Annotated in this window: 15 protein-coding genes; 11 read left to right on the top strand and 4 right to left on the bottom strand. The window is 56.4% G+C overall.

Annotated elements, in window-relative coordinates; all coding sequences use genetic code 11:
* On the bottom strand, positions 1–1,881 hold the full coding sequence (locus ACO06L_RS05450) for a sigma-54-dependent Fis family transcriptional regulator (RefSeq protein ID WP_202347465.1): 1,881 nt from the start codon (positions 1,879–1,881) through the stop codon (positions 1–3).
* Positions 1,882–2,213: 332 nt separating this feature from the next.
* On the opposite strand from ACO06L_RS05450, the gene ACO06L_RS05445 reads away from it, so the two are divergent.
* The 9 genes from ACO06L_RS05445 to ACO06L_RS05405 all read left to right on the top strand — a co-directional run bounded on the left by ACO06L_RS05445 (position 2,214) and on the right by ACO06L_RS05405 (position 12,444).
* Positions 2,214–3,308: an ABC transporter ATP-binding protein gene (locus tag ACO06L_RS05445; RefSeq protein ID WP_202347466.1), complete on the top strand. Its 1,095-nt coding sequence runs from the start codon at positions 2,214–2,216 to the stop codon at positions 3,306–3,308.
* Positions 3,308–4,408 (top strand): ABC transporter ATP-binding protein, encoded by a 1,101-nt coding sequence (locus ACO06L_RS05440; protein WP_202347467.1) that lies wholly within the window; start codon positions 3,308–3,310, stop codon positions 4,406–4,408. The genes ACO06L_RS05445 and ACO06L_RS05440 overlap by 1 nt, the downstream gene beginning before the upstream one ends.
* Positions 4,408–5,274: a carbohydrate ABC transporter permease gene (locus ACO06L_RS05435; protein WP_064228936.1), complete on the top strand. Its 867-nt coding sequence runs from the start codon at positions 4,408–4,410 to the stop codon at positions 5,272–5,274. Before ACO06L_RS05440 ends, ACO06L_RS05435 begins: the two co-directional genes overlap by 1 nt.
* A 10-nt stretch (positions 5,275–5,284) precedes the next feature.
* A complete protein-coding gene (locus ACO06L_RS05430; RefSeq protein WP_064228937.1) occupies positions 5,285–6,091 on the top strand; it encodes a carbohydrate ABC transporter permease in 807 nt (268 codons plus the stop codon).
* A gap of 11 nt (positions 6,092–6,102) precedes the next feature.
* The gene (locus tag ACO06L_RS05425) at positions 6,103–6,378 is read left to right on the top strand and encodes a DUF2160 domain-containing protein (protein ID WP_064228938.1); all 276 of its coding nucleotides are present in this window, start codon (positions 6,103–6,105) and stop codon (positions 6,376–6,378) included.
* A gap of 223 nt (positions 6,379–6,601) precedes the next feature.
* On the top strand, positions 6,602–8,344 hold the full coding sequence (locus ACO06L_RS05420; RefSeq protein ID WP_064228939.1) for an extracellular solute-binding protein: 1,743 nt from the start codon (positions 6,602–6,604) through the stop codon (positions 8,342–8,344).
* 325 nt (positions 8,345–8,669) lie between these two features.
* A complete protein-coding gene (gene eno / locus ACO06L_RS05415; RefSeq protein WP_202347468.1) occupies positions 8,670–9,971 on the top strand; it encodes a phosphopyruvate hydratase in 1,302 nt (433 codons plus the stop codon).
* Between the two features lie 23 nt (positions 9,972–9,994).
* Positions 9,995–10,801, top strand: coding sequence for a triose-phosphate isomerase (gene tpiA, locus ACO06L_RS05410; protein WP_202347469.1), 807 nt, complete (start codon positions 9,995–9,997; stop codon positions 10,799–10,801).
* A gap of 11 nt (positions 10,802–10,812) precedes the next feature.
* Entirely contained in the window at positions 10,813–12,444 is a 1,632-nt protein-coding gene (locus ACO06L_RS05405) for an NADP-dependent glyceraldehyde-3-phosphate dehydrogenase (protein ID WP_202347470.1), read from the top strand.
* Between the two features lie 23 nt (positions 12,445–12,467).
* On the opposite strand, the gene ACO06L_RS05400 is transcribed toward ACO06L_RS05405, so the two are convergent.
* The 3 genes from ACO06L_RS05400 to ACO06L_RS05390 all read right to left on the bottom strand — a co-directional run bounded on the left by ACO06L_RS05400 (position 12,468) and on the right by ACO06L_RS05390 (position 16,605).
* Positions 12,468–13,718 carry a substrate-binding protein gene (locus ACO06L_RS05400; RefSeq protein ID WP_202347471.1) on the bottom strand — a complete coding sequence of 417 codons (1,251 nt, stop codon included), beginning with the start codon at positions 13,716–13,718 and terminating at the stop codon, positions 12,468–12,470.
* 177 nt (positions 13,719–13,895) lie between these two features.
* Positions 13,896–14,774, bottom strand: coding sequence for an aldo/keto reductase (locus tag ACO06L_RS05395; protein ID WP_227715948.1), 879 nt, complete (start codon positions 14,772–14,774; stop codon positions 13,896–13,898).
* Positions 14,775–14,781: 7 nt separating this feature from the next.
* A complete protein-coding gene (locus tag ACO06L_RS05390) occupies positions 14,782–16,605 on the bottom strand; it encodes an alpha-amylase (protein WP_202347472.1) in 1,824 nt (607 codons plus the stop codon).
* A gap of 261 nt (positions 16,606–16,866) precedes the next feature.
* Between ACO06L_RS05390 and malE the strand changes: the two genes are divergently transcribed.
* Together malE and malF are read left to right on the top strand one after the other, a co-directional pair.
* Positions 16,867–18,066: a maltose/maltodextrin ABC transporter substrate-binding protein MalE gene (malE, locus tag ACO06L_RS05385; protein ID WP_336143228.1), complete on the top strand. Its 1,200-nt coding sequence runs from the start codon at positions 16,867–16,869 to the stop codon at positions 18,064–18,066.
* Positions 18,067–18,229: 163 nt separating this feature from the next.
* Positions 18,230–19,723, top strand: coding sequence for a maltose ABC transporter permease MalF (malF, locus tag ACO06L_RS05380; protein ID WP_230707373.1), 1,494 nt, complete (start codon positions 18,230–18,232; stop codon positions 19,721–19,723).

Raw genomic sequence — 19,723 nt, 5'->3', positions numbered from 1 at the left:
TCAGCGAACTCCCAATTCCCGCAGTCGCTTGTAAAGTGTGTTGCGGCTGATAGCGAGTTCTCTCGCTGCCTGAGATACGTTGCCTGTGCATTTTCGATAGACCTTGAGCGTTGTGGCAAGTGTATCTTCTGGTTCCACCTCAACGTTGTCGACACCTGGCTCCAGGATCGCTGTTTCGGACTTCTCACCGGCAGTGGCCTCGAATTCCGCGAGAAAGTCTTCCGGCAAGTGCCACACCTGCACGTCCTCCCCGTCTGCAATCGCGATCGCCACCCGCAACACATTTACCAGTTGCCGGATGTTGCCAGGCCATGGGTGGTTCTCCAGGGCGGAAAGAACTTTGGGAGACAGATGCTCTGACTGGCCGGGATCCCGGTGCTGCGAATAGAGGGTTTGTATCAGGGGCAACCTGTCGGCCCGGTTTCGAAGCGCAGGGAGTTCCACGCAAAGGCCGTTGATGCGGTAGTAGAGGTCCGCCCGGAAATGGCCGTTGTCGATACGTGAGCCCAGAGGTCGGTTGGTCGCGGTAACCAGCAGAATATCGACAGGAACACTGTCAGTGGAGCCCACCGGGGTAACGACCCGTTCCTGCAGCACTCGAAGTAGCCGGGACTGCGCCGACAGGGGCATTTCGCCAATCTCATCAAGAAACAGAATGCCCTTGTGAGCCTTCCGGATAAAGCCCAGCGAACCCTGCGCCCGGGCGCCGGTGAAGGCACCGGCTTCGTAACCGAACAGCTCCGACTCAACCAGTTCCGGCGGAATGGCCGCGCAGTTAACCGCGACCAGTGGTTGATCCTTGCGGTGGGATGCCCGATGCAGGGCTTTGACCAGCACTTCCTTACCGACCCCTGTCTCGCCGGTGATAAGAACCGGGACACCCCGTTGAAGTACCTTGAGACTTTGTGTGGCGCAACGTTTCACTGCCGAATCACCGAACTCCAGGTTGTCGATACCCAGAAACTCATCTAAATACCTGCCGTCGTTCGACAGCGGTAATGGACTGATCCGAGCCGGGTTATCGGCAACCCTTGTAGGGCGTTTGATCCGGGCACTCAGTCGCACCTTGCTGCGGGTGGTCAGTTGCAAGGTTTCGGTTTCCGGATGGCCAAGAATTTGATTGCGGCGGCTCGTAAACAATTCATCCAGGCGGGCCTCGACTGTATTCATCCCCAGTAACTGGTCCGCTCGCTGGTTGCTCGCAATGACCCGCCCGGAATCATCGCAAACCAGGATTCCCGACCAGGGGCTGTCGAAGTTATCCGCCGTTGTATTCAGGGTTATCTGGAAATGATCGGGGCCAAACTGACGGTTGATGAGGCGATTTTCGACAGATTGAGAAAGTAGCCGAACCATGCCCAGGGTGTGCGCCTGTGGCAGGTAAGCGTCGCTGAATACACTGAGAACACCGGCAATCTGCCTGTGGGCGTCGAAAATAGGGGCTGCAGAACCAATGATGCTCCGGTTCGTTTTCAGGAAATGTTCGTTTCGCTGAATCTGGACGGGCGCACCGACGGCAATCGAGGTGCCAATGGCGTTGGTACCGCAATTCTGTTCCTGCCAGTTCGCTCCTGTCTGGAACCAGGGTTTCAGGCGGGTCTCGGTGATACGTTCATCACCCCAGCTGTTCAGGACCGTGGCGTGCTGATCGGCAAGCAGAATGAGGCATCGGCTGTTGGAAAGTACGTTCCGGTAGTAGGGCAGAGCTTCAGCCTCGGTCACCGAGAGCAATTCGCTGTACTGGCGGTTTATTTCTTCCAGCCTGGCAGATTCCGGCATCAGCGGTGTTGGCTCATGATCGTGATCAAGGCCCCAGGCAATACACCGGTTCCACGAATCGGCAATAACGCTCCGGTAATCCGAATATTCGTTTTTTCTCATCTGGTGTCACTCTGGCATTCGTTTTTTGTTCTGGTCGACGTTCGAGCAGCTAACCCAGGCAAATGTGTCAAAGGTGTTGCTCAATCATCTGTGCAAATGGTGTTCACGTCAATGTTCAATTTGAACAAAGTATTGCTAAACGAACATTCGTATTTTCGGATGAGAAACTAGAGTAAAAATAAAATGCTATGTAAAACAGTGTTGTAGGTGAAATTACCTACGGAGCTTCGAAATCTGGTATAGCCCTTGCGTAAGGAGATTCGAAATCGAATTTTCGTGGTCGGTGTAAATCGGCCCGGAGTGCGTTTCCACAAGAACAAAAAGGAAAGCCTATGTCCTTAACACTGGAGAATCTCTCCCGTGAGGTCGACGGTGTCGACTATATCCGGGATGCCAACCTCACCTTTGAGGCAGGTTCCTTTAACGTTCTGCTCGGCCGGACACTGGCCGGAAAGACTTCACTGATGCGACTGATGGCCGGGCTGGACAAGCCTGATAGCGGCCGTCTGATCTATAACGGTGAGGACGTCACAGGGCAGAGCGTGCAGAGCCGCAACATATCGATGATCTATCAGCAGTTCATCAATTACCCCAATCTGACCGTCTACGAAAACATCGCCTCGCCGCTGCGGCTTGCAAAAATGGCGGAGTCCGAGATTGATCGCCGGGTGAAAGAAACCGCGTCCATGCTTCGGATAGACCCTCTGCTCAAACGCTACCCGCTGGAACTGTCTGGTGGCCAGCAGCAGCGAACTGCCATGGCCCGGGCGCTGGTGAAGGATGCCACGCTGGTGCTATTCGATGAGCCTCTGGTCAACCTTGATTACAAGCTGCGCGAAGAGCTCAGGGCGGAACTGCGGGACCTGTTCCGGGAGCGGCAGTGCATAGCGGTATACGCCACCACGGAAGCCAACGAAGCCCTGGCGCTCGGTGGCACAACCACATTGTTACACGAAGGCCAGGTGGTTCAGACCGGCCCGGTGATGGATGTCTACCGCGCCCCCGTGAACACCCTCGCTGCACAGTTGTTCAGTGAACCCCCGATGAACATGATTCGCGGGCGTGTTTCTGAAACCGAAGTGACCTTCGACGAATATTCACACCACGCGCTGACCCAGGAGCTGGCCAAGCTTCAACCGGGTGACTACTGGTTCGGGATCCGACCCAGCCATATCGGTCTGGTGCCTACCAGCGACGATGATCTGGAAATGTCCATGGAGGTAGAGCTCAGCGAAATCAGTGGCTCTGAAACCTTCATGCATGTGGAGAACAGTCACTTCGAAATGGTCTTGCAGTTGATGGGCGTGCATCAGTACCACACAGGCTCACCAATCAAGGTGTACTTGCCGATCAACAAACTGTTCGTCTTCGACAATAACGAACAACTGGTGCACACACCGTCTCAGGTTTCAGGAGGGTCTGTCTGATGGCTGAAATTCAATTGAAATCACTCGCCCACAGTTACAGTGATATGCCCGAGGGCCCTGACGATTACGCCATCCGTCAGCTCGACCACGTCTGGCACAAGGGTGGGGCTTACGCGCTGCTGGGGCCGTCCGGTTGCGGGAAAAGCACCATGCTGAACATTATTTCCGGCCTGGTTCAGCCCTCCGAGGGCGATGTCCTGTTCGACGGAAAGCGTGTCAATGAGCTGTCTCCCCGAGACAGAAATATTGCCCAGGTTTTCCAGTTTCCGGTCATTTACGACTCCATGACCGTCTACGACAATCTGGCGTTTCCCCTCAAGAACAACAAGGTTCCAGCTTCCAAGATCAAGGCCCGCGTTCATGAGATTGCCGAAGTCCTGGAGATTGAGGACAAGCTCTACAAAAAGGCAAAGAACCTGACCGCGGATGAGAAGCAGAAGGTTTCCATGGGCCGCGGCCTGGTGCGGGAAGACGTTTCGGCCATTCTGTTCGACGAGCCACTGACGGTGATCGATCCGCAACTCAAGTGGAAGCTGCGCCGCAAGCTCAAGCAGATTCACGAGCAGTTCGACATCACCATGGTGTATGTCACCCACGACCAGCTCGAAGCCTCCACTTTTGCCGACAAGATTGCCGTGATGTACGGCGGGCAGATCGTCCAGTTCGGCACCCCAACGGAGCTGTTCGAACAGCCCAACCACACCTTCGTGGGTTTTTTCATCGGAAGTCCCGGCATGAATCTCATCGAGGTACAGCGATGTCCCCGGGGCGTGTGTTTCGGAGGCACGGTTGTGGCACTTGAACCCTGGCAGGTTGATGTCCTGCAGCGGACCAGGTCCACCAACATCAAGATCGGAATCCGCCCTGAGTTTGTGGAAGTGTCCTCAGTGGCTTCAGACGACACCTTCGAGGCGGAGGTCCTGGATGTCGAGGATCTGGGTACCTACAAGATAGTTACCGTGCAGCTCGACCACGAGAAAATGAAAGTCCGGCAGAGTGAGGACTTCGCAGCATCGATTGGCAGCCGGGTTCATCTCTCGTTCCCGAAGCAATGGCTGAAGCTGTATGTGGATGAATTCCTGATACAGGAGCAACAGTGATGCAAAAGGTACAAAACAACAAAGCCTGGTGGCTGGTGCTGCCGGTATTTCTGCTCGTTGCCTTCTCGGCGCTGATTCCGCTGATGACCGTGGTGAATTACTCGGTCCAGGATATTTTCGGTCCGGGCCAGGCGTTCTATGTAGGCACGGAATGGTTCAAGGAGGTGCTGAGCAACGAGCGCCTGCAGGATTCCCTGATTCGCCAGTTTATATTCTCTGGCGCGGTCCTCTTGATCCAGATCCCTCTCGGGATCGGGGTTGCCCTGATGATGCCCAAATCCGGCATCAAGGGCTCGCTCTGTCTGATTCTGCTGGCCATTCCGCTGCTGATTCCCTGGAACGTGGTTGGCACCATCTGGCAGATCTTCGCCCGTGGCGACATCGGTCTGTTCGGCTGGGGGATCAATCAGTTGGGTATTGACTACAACTATACCGGAGACACCCTTGATGCGTGGTTGACGGTTCTGTTGATGGATGTCTGGCACTGGACTCCGCTGGTGGCGTTACTCTGCTACTCCGGACTGAGGGCGATTCCGGAGGCCTTCTACCAGGCGGCGGAAATTGACCGTGCCTCGAAATGGGCGGTGTTCCGGTATATCCAGCTGCCCAGGCTCAAGAGTGTTCTTATCATCGCAGTGCTGTTGCGGTTCATGGACAGCTTCATGATCTACATTGAGCCGTTTGTGCTTACCGGTGGTGGGCCGGGCAGCTCCACAACCTTCCTGAGCCAGACCCTGACAACCATGGCAATCGGGCAGTTTGATCTGGGGCGCGCGGCTGCGTTCTCGCTGATCTACTTCCTCATTGTATTGCTGATTTCATGGCTCTTCTTTACCGCCATTACGCACGCCGACAAAGAAAAATAAGGAGAGTGTGATGAGACAGACACGTTCAAAAAACGTCGGGATTACGCTGTTTATTCTGCTGCTCCTGACTCCGATCTACTGGTTGTTGAACATGTCGTTCAAGACCAATCAGGAAATTCTCGGGGGGCTTACCCTCTGGCCCCAGAATTTCACCCTGGATAACTATGCCGTCATCTTTACTGATCCCAGTTGGTACAACGGCTACATAAACTCGATGATTTACGTGTCCATAAACGTAACCATTACGTTGCTTGTGGCACTGCCGGCGGCCTATGCGTTTAGTCGCTACAAGTTCCTGGGTGACAAACACCTTTTCTTCTGGCTGCTGAGTAACCGGATGGCGCCGCCGGCGGTTTTCCTGCTGCCTTTCTTTCAGCTGTATTCATCGATTGGCTTGTTCGACACCCACATTGCGGTGGCGCTGGCTCACTGTCTGTTCAATGTGCCCCTGGCTGTCTGGATACTGGAAGGGTTCATGTCCGGCGTACCCCGGGAGTATGACGAGATGGCCTATATTGATGGCTACAGCTTTCCAAAGTTCTTCGTGAAGGTGTTTCTGCCGATGATTCGCTCCGGAATCGGGGTAACGGCGTTCTTTGCCTTCATGTTTTCCTGGGTTGAGCTGCTGCTGGCCCGGACGCTGACGTCCGTGGATGCCCAGCCGATTGGTGCCATCATGACCCGAACGATAGGGGCGAGCGGTATCGACTGGGGTGTTCTGGCTGCTGCCGGTTCACTCACCATCATTCCCGGCCTGCTGGTGATCTGGTTCGTTCGTAACCACGTTGCCAAAGGCTTCGCCCTCGGACGCGTGTAAGGAGACGTTTTATGATCGCCTGGATGAACTGGACACCGACCGTTGCCATTTTCTTTGCCGTGATTGCGGGAATTCTGGCAGTAATGACGGTTTACGAAATTGTCTCCCCGTGCACCGAAAGGAAGGGCTTTCTGCCGATTGCCACCACCCGTGGTGACCGGCTGTTTATCGGATTGCTCTCGGCTGCGTACATACACCTGGCTTTCCTGGCTGTAAGCGATATCACGTTATGGGTTGCGCTCGCGGCTTCGGTGGTGTGGCTATTGGTGCTGTTGCGCTGGGGGTGAATCCGTAACCGGATGTTCGTTATGTTCTTTTTGCGAACATCCGGACCTAAAATTTCTTTAAAGGGACTTGTAATGATTTCGAAAACGAACTATTTTTAATTTAATGATCGGAATCGATCACGGGAGATTCCGGTAAAAAAAGAATAGCGACCAGAGCGCTATAACTGCGGAAACGAAACCCGGCTGTTTCGTTCCATTCATAAAAAGACGAACGAGGTTGGATATGTTCAACAACAATAAATATCCGAGGACCCTTTTGCTTAGCGCCGCCGTTGGTGTCGCCTGCATGGGTTTGAGCCTGCATGTCAGCGCCGATCAATACAGTGAAGCGGCTGAAAAGTGGGTTAATGAAGCGTTCAAGAACTCTACTCTGAGCAAGGAAGAGCAGCTCAAGGAAATGGAGTGGTTCATCAAAGCCGCTGAGCAATTCCGTGGGATGGACATTAATGTGGTTTCCGAAACCATTGCGACTCACGAATATGAGTCCAATGTTCTGGCCAAGGCGTTTTCGGAAATTACCGGCATAAACCTGACCCATACACTGATTCAGGAAGGCGATGTCATCGAGAAGCTCCAGACCCAGATGCAGTCCGGACGCAACATCTACGATGGCTACGTGAACGATTCTGATCTGATTGGTACCCATTTCCGCTATGGCAAGGTAGTGGCCGTTGAAGACATCATGAACGGTGCCGGTAAAGATCTCACTCTGCCCACTCTGGATCTCGATGATTTCATCGGGCTCGACTTCACTACAGGGCCTGATGGCAAGCTCTATCAGTTGCCGTCGCAACAGTTCGCCAATCTTTACTGGTTCCGGGCCGACTGGTTCGAACGTGAAGATCTGCAAAAACAGTTCAAAGAGATCTACGGCTACGACCTGGGTGTTCCCGTCAACTGGTCGGCCTATGAGGATATCGCCGAGTTCTTCTCGGTTCACGTGAAGGAAATTGACGGTGAGCGCGTTTACGGTCACATGGACTACGGCAAGAAAGACCCTTCCCTCGGCTGGCGCTTTACCGATGCCTGGTTCTCCATGGCGGGTGCCGGCGACAAGGGCCTTCCCAACGGTCTGCCTGTTGATGAGTGGGGTATCCGCGTTGAGGAATGTCATCCGGTTGGAGCAAGCGTCAGCCGCGGCGGCGCAACCAACGGGCCTGCGGCTGTCTATGCCACTACGAAATACGTGGATTGGCTGCGTGAGTACGCGCCCCCCGAAGCTCAGGGCATGACCTTTTCAGAGGCCGGTCCGGTTCCCGCTCAGGGCAACGTTGCCCAGCAGATCTTCTGGTACACCGCCTTTACCGCGAGCATGATCAAGGATGGCCTGCCCGTTGTGAATGAGGATGGCACCCCCAAATGGCGCATGGCACCGTCTCCACGTGGGCCCTACTGGGAAGAAGGTATGAAGCTGGGTTATCAGGACGTAGGTTCCTGGACTTTCCTGGATTCCACGCCTGAGAAACGTCGCCTTGCAGCTTGGCTGTACGCGCAGTTCACCGTATCCAAGACCGTATCTCTGGAGAAAACGATTGCCGGCCTGACTCCGATTCGTGAGTCCGACATCGAGTCTGAGGCGATGACTGAAATGGCTCCGAAGCTGGGCGGCCTGGTGGAGTTTTATCGTAGCCCGGCACGTGTGCAGTGGTCCCCGACCGGCACCAACGTGCCAGACTATCCGAAGCTGGCCCAGCTGTGGTGGCAGTACATTGCCCAGGCGGCCAGTGGTGAAGCCACTCCTCAGGAAGCCCTCGACGGCCTCGCCCAGGCTCAGGATCGGGTCATGGAGCGCCTTGAACGTGCCAACGTACAACCGACCTGTGGTCCAAAGCTGAACGAGCCGCGCGACCCGCAGTACTGGCTGGACCAGCCTGGCGCACCCAAGCCGAAGCTGGCGAACGAGAAGCCGCAAGGCAAAACCGTTGCCTATGATGAGCTGCTGAAAACCTGGGAAGAGGCGCGCTAAAGCGAGCTGATTCCTGCAAGAGCAATGTCTGCCGCAACAGGACCCTTTAGTTGCGGCAGGCAGAGCACCGTTGTCACGGTGGGTTTTGGCCGGTTGCTTATAGTTCCCCCCCCTTTAAAGCATTTCAAGGTAGCCCCTCCCGGGGCCAACCCTGCCGGCCCTTTTTCCTTCTCGTAATCATTTTCGTTTCCATATAACAAATTTGTCTGATTGGTCGGTTTTTTTCGCTTGATGATGTTCGTTTACGAATATTAAGATGTAATTAATGTTCGTTATCCAAAAAAAATAAATTCGCAAACAACAATGATTGAACAGGAACAACGCTATGGAACACATAAAAAAAGTCACGGCCCGGGAAATTCTGGATTCCCGGGGATTTCCTACAGTGGAAGTGGACGTTGAACTCCGTAACGGCGTGGTCGGGCAGGGCCGGGTGCCATCCGGGGCATCCACAGGAACCCGGGAAGCGCTGGAAAAGCGCGACGGTGATGCCCGCCGCTACAACGGCAAGGGCGTCCTGGAGGCAGTCCGGTGTGTTAACGAACGCATAGCACCGGCCCTGGAGGGGCGGGTGGTGTTTGACCAGCTGGTGATGGACCGCCTCATGTGCGAGATGGATGGCACACCGAATAAGGCAGAACTGGGTGCCAATGCGATTCTGGCCGTATCCCTTGCCACGGCCAACGCCGGTGCCAATTACCGGCAACAGCCTCTGTACCGGTATCTTGCCGAGCTCTATGGCTGCAACGGCCCCAGCATCCTGCCGGTGCCCATGATGAACATCATCAACGGTGGGGCTCATGCCGACAACAACGTTGATATCCAGGAGTTCATGATCCAGCCCGTCGGGGCGCCGAGCTACAGCGAGGCGCTTCGGATGGGTGTGGAAACCTTTCATGCCCTCAAGTCGCTTCTCCGGAAAAACGGCCTGTCCACGGCGGTCGGCGATGAAGGTGGCTTTGCACCGAATCTGCGTTCCAGCGAGGAGGCCCTCGACCTCATTCTGGCCGCTGTTGAAAAGGCGGGTTACCGGCCCGGGTCCGATGTGGTCCTTGCCCTCGATTGCGCCGCTTCCGAATTCTACGAAGATGGCCTCTACAACCTGAACGGGGCTGGCAAACAGTTTACCTCTGAAGAGTTCTCGGATTACCTGCTCGACCTGGCCATGAAGTATCCCATCGCCTCAATTGAAGACGGCATGGATGAAAGCGACTGGGACGGTTGGAAACTGCTGACCGAGAAGCTCGGCGAACGGGTGCAGCTGGTGGGCGACGACCTCTTCGTGACCAACACCGCGATCATCACTGAGGGCATCCGCAAGGGCATTGCCAACTCAGTACTGATCAAGTTCAACCAGATCGGGACCCTCACAGAAACGCTGGATGCGATCGGTATGGCCCAGGATGCCGGCTACACCACGGTGATTTCCCATCGCAGCGGTGAGACCGAAGACACGTTCATTTCGGATCTGGCGGTGGCAACCCGATCGGGTCAGATCAAAACCGGCTCACTCTGTCGATCAGACCGGGTCGCCAAGTACAACCGCCTCCTGCGTATCGAGCAGGACCTTGGCGCTCACGCGTTTTATCCCGGTGTCGGCGCGATTCGTTGCGCTCTGGATACCTGAAACCGCTTTTCGGGAGAAACATCATGAGAAAACCGATTCTGATTGGAAACTGGAAGATGAACGGCAGTCTTCAGGCCAACCAGGCCCTGATGGTCCGTGTGCTGCCCCGTCTCAGGATGTTCCGCAAGTCCATAGATCTGGCGGTATGCCCTCCACACCCCTATCTCTTTCAGGTGCGGGATCTGTTGGGCTATACCGGCATCATGCTTGGTGCCCAGAATGCGTCTGGGTTTGTCTCCGGCGCCTACACCGGCGAAGTCAGCGCCACCATGCTTCAGGAGATGGGCTGCCGCTATGTGTTGGTGGGTCACTCTGAACGCAGGTTGTTGTTCGGTGAAAGCAATCAGGAGGTCGCCGCCCGTTACCGGTCGGTTCTTGGTGCCGGTCTCATGCCGGTGCTGTGCGTGGGCGAAACCCTGGAAGACCGGGAGTCCAACCGTACCGCGCTAGTCATTGAGCAGCAGATCCAGGCTGTTATTGACGAGGTAGGTCTGGCGGCCATGGCGAACGGAGTAATCGCCTATGAACCGGTATGGGCTATCGGAACGGGCAAAACCGCAACGCCGGAGCAGGTATCTGCGGTGCACCAGCAAATTCGCCAATTCATCGCGAAAAGTGCACCTGAGGCATCCGATGACATCAGTCAGGAGCTTCGGGTGATATACGGAGGCAGCGTCAAGGCTGCCAATGCCTACGAGTTGTTCAGTCTTGCCGACGTTGATGGTGGCTTGATTGGCGGTGCCTCACTGCATGCTGACGAATTCGGAACGATTGCCGGTGCCCTGGCTGAGGCTTCCGGCATTCTGGCCGGCGAATGCGAAACCAATTGATGGAGATGGAAATGCAGCCAAGACGCTGGATGCAAACCACGTTTTTTCCGAGAAAAACCGACGTACCCGAACAGTTTCGTCGGGGCGGCGTGGAAATAGCGCATACCCTGGTGGCGGGGAAACTGCGCCCCTGGGACGGTCCTTTCGCAGAAGTTCGCAGCCCGATCTGCACTATCGTGCAGGGTGAAAGCGAACCTCAGCCTCTGGTGATCGGTCGGACGCCGCTGATGGACGAGGCGGCCGCCCTCGAAGCTCTGGATGCGGCGGTGCAGGCCTACGGTCAGGGCAGCGGAGAATGGCCTAGCATGTCAGTAGCCAATAGAATCGAACACGTCGAACAGTTCCTCGTGGAAATGCGCAACCATCGGGAGGCCGTGGTAGAGCTTCTGATGTGGGAAATCGGCAAGACCCGAAAAGATGCCTGCAAGGAGTTTGACCGAACCTGCGACTACATCAACGATACTATCCATGAGTTGAAGGTGCTCGACCGACGCTCATCGAGATTTGAAATCGTCGGTGGTGTGGTGGCTCAGACCCGTCGTTTACCGGTGGGCGTTGCACTGTGCATGGGGCCGTTCAACTACCCGCTTAATGAAACGTTCACAACGCTGATTCCGGCGTTGATCATGGGCAACACTGTGGTGTTCAAACCTGCCAAATACGGGGTGCTCCTGATCGGCCCTCTGATGGAAGCATTTCGGAAGTCGTTTCCACCGGGAGTCATCAACATTATCTTCGGACGGGGCAGGGATACCGTCGGACCATTGATGAAAAGCGGTAAGGTCGACATGTTCGCCTTTATAGGAACCCACCGGGGTGCGTCAGCGCTCAAACAGATGCATCCAAAGCCCCACAGGTTGAAGGCTGTGCTGGGTCTGGACGCCAACAATCCGGCCATTGTGCTGTCAGACGCGGATCTTGAGCTCGCCGTCAACGAATGTGTCACTGGCGCGCTGTCTTTCAATGGCCAGCGCTGCACCGCTCTTAAACTCCTGTTTGTCCATGATTCCCTTGCGGATCAGTTTGTCAGTAGGCTATCGGCAGGCGTCAACGAACTCGTTGCGGGGATGCCCTGGGAGCAGGAGGTATCGCTGACGCCATTGCCCGAGCCGGGCAAGATCGGGTTCCTCAGGGCGCTGGTGGACGATGCCGTCGCCAAGGGTGCATCGGTGATCAATGAAGGTGGTGGTGAGGTCAATGGCACGTATTTTCATCCTGCCGTGCTTTACCCGGTAACCGCCGATATGCGCATCTACCATGAGGAGCAGTTTGGGCCGGTCATTCCTGTTGCAGCCTTTGCGGACGAGCAGGAAGTGGTTGAGCACGTCCGGGATTCCAGTTACGGGCAGCAGCTCAGTATCTTCGGTTCGGATTCTGACACGGTGGGCAAGCTGATTGATCTGCTTGCCAATCAGGTAGGCCGGATCAACCTCAATGCCCAGTGCCAGAGGGGGCCGGATACCCTGCCGTTTAACGGACGAAAGGATTCCGCTGAGGGTACGCTGTCGGTATCGGATGCCCTGAGGGTGTTCTCGATCCGCACAACCGTGGCCACCAAGTCCAGTGACAGCAATCGGGACCTGGTGACCGGCATCGTGCGTGGACGACAATCGAAGATCCTGACGACCGATTACCTGTTCTGATCGCCGGATCTTTTAGTGTGGACTCAGAGCCGGAGGGGTTTGCCAGCCTCCCGGCGCCGCTCTTCCCATTCTTCCCGGGTCTGAGCCGCCTGGTCGCCGGGCATGGAATCGATGATGCTGAAATAATCGGAACTGTATTCGTCAGCAATGATTGTGTTGCGCGGTTTTACCTTGACCACATACACCGTCTGGACGTTCTGGTGATCGAATTCCCGCCAGTACTGCTCGTCCTTCAGGAAGGTGTACCTGTGTCCCTCCAGGGCTTCGATCAGGCTGGCGGTATTGGTAGTGCCGGTACGTTCCACCGCATCCTTGTATTGGTAAACAATGCTGTAGGCAGAGGCCGCAGCGGTTGATGGCCGCATTTCATACCGTTCTGAGAAGGCTTCGACAAATTCTTTTCCTCTCGGGTAGTTCAGCTCGTAGGGTACGTTCCATACCCAGGGTGAGCCGCCGATAACGCCTTCCATAATGGTGGGGCCCACCTGACGTGCCATACCGAGGGTGAGGTTGGGCACAACGATCTGCATTTTTTTGGTGAGGCCCATTTCGTAGGCAACATTCAGGGCACGCACCATGTCGTCGCCGAACAGAACCATCATCAGAACCTTGGCATCGCTCGCGTCTGCCTGCTCCAGCGCCTCCCGGAAGTCAGTAATCAGCGCTCGGGGGAAAGGCGTTTTCACGCCCTGGTGGCGGTTGGTATCCTCGGTTCCCGAAAACTTGCGCACAGACTCTTCCACAGACCAGCCCCAGGTGTAGTCAGCGGTTATGTAGAAGTATTCGTCGTCGGCGTGATTGGTGGTGAGATATTGGCTCAGCGCCTTGGCGGTCATCCAGGCGTTGTAGGGCTCCCGGAACATGTGTGAGTGACCTTCGGCACCGGTGGTGGCGTTCGAGTAGGTGAGGGTGCCAAAGTAAATCCGGTTGCGATCCCGCGCAGCCTTGCCAGAGGCAATGGCAACGGCGCTGGACACGCCGCCGAACACCATCTGGACGCCTTCACGGTCGATGAGCTCCGCGGTGTTCTTGGCACCCTGGGCAGGTTCGCCGCGGGTATTTCTGATCACCAGTTCCAACTGGCGGCCCATAACACCGCCGGCTTTGTTGATTTCGTCAACGGCCAGAAAGGCGCCCAGGCGCTGTTGCAGGCCCTGGTCCTTGTAACGACCGGTTTGAGGATAATTCAGGCCGATTTTAAGAGTTTCGGCATAGACGGTGGTGCTCGCCAGCAACAGCAGGCAAGCAGAAAAGAGTACTTTTCTGACGTTCATTCAGGTTGGCCTCCGGAATTGCAGCGCCACTGGGGGGAGGGGCTGCCAATCGTTTTTTTGATTATTTGTTAAGCAGAGCTAGTGTCAGCGCTGATTATGGAGTCAACAATGGGACTAAAGTGGAATTTTGGGTAACAAATTGTAGGTCGGTGACTTATATCAAATTTGCGATGCCCCTCAGGGCACCGCAGTTTGCCGCATTGCCTCCAGTAGGGCGAACCAGAGAGGTCTTGGCAGGACCGTGCGGGCGCCCTCAAGCGCGGCCTCAATTCTGGCCTCACGCATTGAGCCAAGAACCGGGATGGGGGCGCCTGGAAGCTGTCGCAGCCAGGCGATGGCCAATCCTGTTTCGCATAGGCCGGTTGCTTCCCCGGCGGCCTGAAGCAAGCTTTCGGGAACCGAGCCGGGCAGGGTGCCGCCGGCCAGCGGAGACCAGGCAAGCCAGCGAAGCCCATCGTTCAGATGGGCCTCATAGGTGCCATCAACCAGGGGTTCTGAGTGGCTGAGAGAAAGCTCGCTCTGATTGCACACCAGAGGCAGATCGGTATTTTTCTGAAGCCAGCGCCACTGCTCCGGCAGAAAATTGGATACCCCGATATGTTGAATCTTGCCGGCGGTCACGGCCCGTTCCAGGGCTCTCGCCAGTGATTCCGCATCCAGCAGCGGATCTGGCCGGTGAATAAGGAAGGTGTGGATCTGCTCAACTCGAAGCCGGCTGAGTGACTTGTCGATTGCCCCGGAAAAATAATCAGCTTCCGCACGATAGTGTTTGGTGTTCCAGGTGGAGGAGTCCCGATGGGCCGGCACGATCCCGGCCTTGGATATAACCTGCACCTTCTGACGCAGTTCCGGTGAGGCTATCAGTGCCTCGCCAAAAACACGCTCGCACTCGCCATCCCCGTAAATGTCGGCATGATCGAAGACAGTCAGTCCTTCATCCAGTCTTCCGTGGATCCATTTTGCCAGCCTCGCCGGCTGGCAGAGATCGGGATGGTCCAGCAGACGCATCATGCCCGGAATAAGGGGGGTGTCTTCCAGAAATCTCGAATAACTCATGGTCAGGTCACTTCCTCCCGAACGCAATCACCACCCGGTCATCGCCGTTGGTTCTTGAGAATACATAGGGTTGCTGGCTGATCAACCGGTGCTCGCCTGCGCCGATCGCGGGATGACGATCGCGGAACTGACCCAGCTTCTGCCAGTGCTCAAGGATACCGGACACCTCGCCATTCTCAATGGCACTCCAGTTCATGTCCGAGCGGGTGCCCTGGTGGGGATCGGAACCGGTTGGCCCGAACGCGCGACCGGACTCATCACCGTAGAACACCTGAACCGCTCCGGGCGTGAGCATTAGTGCCGCCGCAGCCCGCTTCTGGAGCGCCGGGTCGTTACCCGCAACCTGGCTGAATAGCTTGGTGTCGTGGGAAGAGATATAGCTCAGCACGTTGAAGTCGTCTTCCCCGTGGAGTTTGCTGGCGTAATCACTGTAGATGGATTCCATGGAGGGCAGGCACTGTGCACCGGCCCGGGCTTCTTCCTGTAGGTCGAAGTTAATGACCGCATCAAAGCCGGCATCGAAATAGGCGGTCTTGCGGACCGAGTGGGGGAATACCTCGGCAACCATCCAGAATTCCTCTGCCGGCAGTTTGGCGTCGGGATTGTGGCTGCGGTAATCGTCCAGGGCTGCCTGGGCCTCCTGTTTGAGCGCCAGCCAGGCTTCCGGTTCCACATGCTTGGCAGTATCTACCCGGAAGCCATCCACACCGAATTCCCGTACCCAGTCGGTCAACCAGGTGATCAGGTAATCCCGAACGGTGGCGTCGTCCAGTTGCTGGCTTCTGGAGCTGGCTTTGTTTCTCAGGAATTCCGGGAGATCCACGGGCTGTTCGGATTCGGTCTTGAAATCCGGCAGGAACGCGAGAGACCCGCGCTGGGCATCCACGGAGGCGTTCGGCGGCGTGTCGTAGTCGGCGATACCAGCCCGGACCCAGTCCTTGCCCCACCAGTTGCGCCAATCCGGATGGTCGTAATCAATGAGGGCATGATAGGCGTGGAAGTTTTCCCAGGATTCCGGTTGCCAGTCGCCCCAGCGCTCGGGCAGATGCTTTTCGAATCCTTCAAACAGCGAGCCGAACCCAAAGGTCTGCATATCCTGCAGGGTACTGTAGCCCGGATGGTTCATGACCACATCCATAACCACCCGGATACCTCGCTTGTGGGCTTCCTGAACCAGGGTCCGGAATTCCTCCCGGGTACCGAAGTTGGCATCTGGAACGGTGAAGTCCAGGGCATAGTAGCCATGGTAGCCGTAGTGCTGGAAATCGCCCCGGTCGCCACCGCCGACCCAGCCGTGCATCTGTTCGAACGGAGGGGTAATCCATAGCGCGCTGACACCCAGTTCCGACAGGTAGTCCAGTTTCTGGGTCAGGCCGACAAAATCACCGCCATGGAAGGTGCCGATTTCATCCTTGCCGTCTGGTTGACGACCATAATTCAGGTCGTTGTCGGTCCTGCCATTGGCAAACCGGTCTGTTACGGCGAAATAGACGGTCGCCCCGGCCCAGGTGAACTGGCCCGCCTTGGCGTCGACTGATTCCAGTAACACCAGCCCCTCGGCATTGGCACCCGGTGCCATGCTTACCTCACCGTCGATAACCCGGGCAGTGTTGCCTGTGTAGAAATCCCGGACCAGTGTCCCGTCCGGGAATGCGGAACCGACCGGAATCGTCATTTCGGCTGACGCGGCTTCGCAAAAGACATTGGTATCATTGGCTGAAGGTGGCCCGGCCACAACCGCGGGCTTGCCCGGGCCCGAGGCGCAACCGGCCGTAATAAGGGCTGAGGCGATACAAGCTGAGAACTTCAGGTGTCTGGCGCGGGTTGTCATGGCAATTGCTCCGTTTCGGTTTTCATTCTTGTGGATGCCATCAAACCAGACTCCACCCCGGGGTGGTAGAAGGAATTTTCTACGCCCGTCTACTCCCCTCTACTACGCCTCGGGGAATGAAATAAGGGGTGATGCTTATTACCGGGAATTGCCACACAGTGCCAATACTCGCAAAAGAAAGTTTGCGTTAAGTCCGGCCCGACAACCTCGTGAATGGCCGGAAAACAAGAATAAGGCAAGAACATACAGAGGAATCACCTGATGAATCGTCGAACTTTTATCCGCAGCACACTCGCCGCCTCCATTGTTGCCGCCAGCTTCGGTGTTGCCGCGCCGGCCCATGCCGAAATTGAAGAGGGCAAGCTTCTGGTCTGGATCAACGGTGACAAGGGCTATGATGGCCTGCAGGAAGTGGGGGACTGGTTCACTCAAGAAACCGGTATCCCGGTTGAAGTCGCCCATCCGGACAGCGCCACCGACAAGTTCCAGCAGTCTGCCGCAACCGGCAATGGCCCGGACATCTTCATCTGGGCCCACGACCGTTTCGGTGAATGGGCCCAGAGCGGCATTATTTCCGAGATCAAACCGTCCAAGAGCGTCATCGACGCCAATTATGATTTTACCTGGGATGCGGTCACGGTGGGCGGCAAGATGTACGGCTATCCGATGGCGGTCGAGTCTATTGGCCTGATTTATAACAAGGATCTGTTGCCCGAGCCTCCCAGCGCCTTCGAAGACATTCCTGCCGTTCATGAAAAGCTGGCGGAAGACGGTAAGCGCGCCATTCTGTGGGATTACAACAATACCTACTTTACCTGGCCGATGCTGGCCGCAGCCGGAGGATATATCTTCGGTGAAAATGCCGATGGTTCCGTGGATGTGAAGGATACCGGGGTGAACACCGAAGGTGCCATCAAAGGTGCCAGAGCGCTGACCCGGCTGATCGAGGAAGGCGTGATGCCCCGCGGAGCAGACTACAGCGCCATGGAGTCCAGCTTCAACAAGGGCGAGACCGCCATGATGATCAACGGCCCCTGGGCGTGGGGCAACCTTGAGAAGAGCGGCATCAACTTCGGCGTAACCACCATTCCGACGGTGGATGGGCAGCCCAGCAAACCCATGGTGGGCGTTATGGCCGCGACCCTGAATTCTGCCAGCCCCAACAAGGATCTGGCGGTTGAATTCCTGGAGAACTACGCGCTCTCCGTCAAGGGCCTGAAAATGGTGAATAACGACGTTCCCCTGGGTGCTGTGGCCAACAAGGAATTCATGGACGAACTCTCCTCCGATCCCAATATCAAGGCGACCTTCGAGAATGCCCAGCTGGGCGAACCCATGCCGAATGTACCGGCCATGGGTGCCTTCTGGTCGTCCATGGGGCCGGCCCTGCAAAACATCACGTCCGGACGCCAGTCCGTTGAAGACGCCCTGAACGCAGCAGCACAGCGAATTACCCGCTAAGCAGAAGGGTAACCCGGTGTCGGACGGCTATGCTTCCGTCCGACACCGGCCCGCTGAGACGTGCAAGAACATCCGCCGTTGCCATCGCGCGACGGTCATTAACGGGCTGACTACAATGATAACGGAAACCCTGTCCTCTCCCGGTATTGAAAGCAGACACTCCATGACCCGAGTACTTCTCAAATGGGGAGCGCTGGCTGCGCTGGTCGGCGCCGCGCTCTACCTTATACTGGCACTCTACGCCCAGCGCGAGTTTGTCTTTGCTATGCTGTTTCTGGTGCTCACCGCCTCTGCTGTTGCGGTGTTTGTCAGCAAGAAGCTGTACGCGCACCGATATATTTTTCCGGCCATCGCCGGCATGGGCCTGTTCGTCATTTTCCCACTCATGTACACCGTGGGCATCGGCTTCACCAATTACAGCGCCAGCAATCTGTTGAGTTTCGAGCAGGTGCAGGAAAACCTCCTGAGCCGGACCTATCAGTCCGAAGCGGTTCGCTATGACTACCAGCTCTACAAGACCGAAGAAGGCTATGTCTTCTGGCTTGAGGGAGAGCACCAGAACCTGACTTCAACACCTGTAGACCTGGAGGCGGGTGAACACTCGGCACCAGTGTTGCCGGTGTCGGGCAAGCCGCAGGGTGAGCCCTTGTCCATTCGAGAGATCATCCAGCTCAGGGGTGAACTCTCGGATCTAACCCTGATCACCGAAGATGGGCGTGAGTTAAGCCAGGCCAGCCTGCGCTCTTTCGCGGCGATTCACCCCCAGTTTACGCTGCATGACAATGGCAGCCTGACCAACAACCAGACCGGCGTTACCTATTTCCCGGACCAGGAAACCGGTTTCTACCGGGACGGCGATGGCAATGCCCTGTCGCCGGGCTGGACGGTCAATATCGGCTGGGACAACTATCTCAAAGTGGTGTCCGACCCCTCCATTCGCGGGCCATTCTTCGAGATTTTCGTGTGGACGCTCTCGTTCGCAGTCGCCACGGTTGTCTTTACCCTGGCGTTGGGCCTGCTGCTGGCCAACCTGCTGCAGTGGGACCAGATTCGCGGCAAGGGCTTTTACCGCACCATGCTGATCCTGCCCTACGCGGTGCCGGCCTTTATTTCGATTCTGGTGTTCAAGGGTTTGTTCAATCAGAACTTTGGTGAGATCAACCTGGTGCTTGAGGGACTGTTCGGGATCCGTCCGGACTGGTTCAGCGATCCGGCGCTGGCGCGCACCATGATTCTGATCGTGAATACCTGGCTCGGCTATCCCTACATGATGTTGCTGTGTATGGGACTTTTGCAGGCCATCCCCCGGGACCTGTATGAAGCCTCGGCCATGGACGGGGCAGGCCCGGTGAACAATCTGTTCAATATTACCCTGCCGTTGATCATCAAACCGCTGATGCCGCTGCTTATTGCCAGCTTCGCATTCAACTTCAACAACTTTGTCCTGATTGCACTGCTGACCGGGGGCGCCCCGGACATCATCGGTGCGAGCACGCCGGCAGGTACCACCGATCTTCTGGTGAGCTACACCTACCGCATTGCGTTCCAGGACTCCGGACAGAACTTTGGTCTGGCTGCCGCTATTGCCACTGCAATTTTCCTGGTGGTGGGCGCGTTGTCCCTGATCAATCTCAAACTGTCCAAGATCAAGGTGTAA

The sequence above is a fragment of the Marinobacter sp. genome (genome assembly GCF_965229985.1).
Taxonomy (GTDB): domain Bacteria; phylum Pseudomonadota; class Gammaproteobacteria; order Pseudomonadales; family Oleiphilaceae; genus Marinobacter.
The sequence above is the reverse complement of the archived record's forward strand: the minus strand, read 5'-3'. Positions and strand labels throughout refer to the sequence as shown.

Bases quoted from the DNA above. Each gene is read 5' to 3' on its own strand.
- ACO06L_RS05450 (WP_202347465.1), bottom strand. From the start codon at position 1,881: ATGAGAAAAAACGAATATTCGGATTACCGGAGCGTTATTGCCGATTCG.
- ACO06L_RS05445 (WP_202347466.1), top strand. From the start codon at position 2,214: ATGTCCTTAACACTGGAGAATCTCTCCCGTGAGGTCGACGGTGTCGAC.
- ACO06L_RS05440 (WP_202347467.1), top strand. From the start codon at position 3,308: ATGGCTGAAATTCAATTGAAATCACTCGCCCACAGTTACAGTGATATG.
- ACO06L_RS05435 (WP_064228936.1), top strand. From the start codon at position 4,408: ATGCAAAAGGTACAAAACAACAAAGCCTGGTGGCTGGTGCTGCCGGTA.
- ACO06L_RS05430 (WP_064228937.1), top strand. From the start codon at position 5,285: ATGAGACAGACACGTTCAAAAAACGTCGGGATTACGCTGTTTATTCTG.
- ACO06L_RS05425 (WP_064228938.1), top strand. From the start codon at position 6,103: ATGATCGCCTGGATGAACTGGACACCGACCGTTGCCATTTTCTTTGCC.
- ACO06L_RS05420 (WP_064228939.1), top strand. From the start codon at position 6,602: ATGTTCAACAACAATAAATATCCGAGGACCCTTTTGCTTAGCGCCGCC.
- eno (WP_202347468.1), top strand. From the start codon at position 8,670: ATGGAACACATAAAAAAAGTCACGGCCCGGGAAATTCTGGATTCCCGG.
- tpiA (WP_202347469.1), top strand. From the start codon at position 9,995: ATGAGAAAACCGATTCTGATTGGAAACTGGAAGATGAACGGCAGTCTT.
- ACO06L_RS05405 (WP_202347470.1), top strand. From the start codon at position 10,813: ATGCAGCCAAGACGCTGGATGCAAACCACGTTTTTTCCGAGAAAAACC.
- ACO06L_RS05400 (WP_202347471.1), bottom strand. From the start codon at position 13,718: ATGAACGTCAGAAAAGTACTCTTTTCTGCTTGCCTGCTGTTGCTGGCG.
- ACO06L_RS05395 (WP_227715948.1), bottom strand. From the start codon at position 14,774: ATGAGTTATTCGAGATTTCTGGAAGACACCCCCCTTATTCCGGGCATG.
- ACO06L_RS05390 (WP_202347472.1), bottom strand. From the start codon at position 16,605: ATGACAACCCGCGCCAGACACCTGAAGTTCTCAGCTTGTATCGCCTCA.
- malE (WP_336143228.1), top strand. From the start codon at position 16,867: ATGAATCGTCGAACTTTTATCCGCAGCACACTCGCCGCCTCCATTGTT.
- malF (WP_230707373.1), top strand. From the start codon at position 18,230: ATGACCCGAGTACTTCTCAAATGGGGAGCGCTGGCTGCGCTGGTCGGC.